This window comes from Streptomyces sp. NRRL S-118, assembly GCF_000716335.1.
GTDB lineage: Bacteria > Actinomycetota > Actinomycetes > Streptomycetales > Streptomycetaceae > Streptomyces.
In genome coordinates this window covers 81284-81522 of record NZ_KL591010.1, presented here as the reverse complement: position 1 = coordinate 81522, position 239 = coordinate 81284, and the positions used below count along the sequence as shown (strand labels likewise).

Here is a 239-nt window from a genome sequence, read left to right as displayed (position 1 = left end):
CGGCGCGGAGGGCATGCCGCGCCGGTACGCCGACTACCTCGCCGCGGACGGATTCACCGGCCTGAACATGCTGTCGTCGATCGGCTCGTTCCTGCTCGGCCTTTCCACGCTGCCGTTCCTCTACAACGTGTGGAAGACCGCCAAGATCGGCAAGCGGATCGACGTCGACGATCCCTGGGGGTACGGACGCTCCCTGGAATGGGCCACCTCCTGCCCGCCGCCGCGGCACAACTTCCTCA

1 pseudogene is annotated in these 239 nt (G+C 67.4%); it reads left to right on the top strand.

From position 1 onward, the window contains the following. Positions 1–239, top strand: a pseudogene (locus IH00_RS39535) (cytochrome ubiquinol oxidase subunit I); the annotation flags it as partial.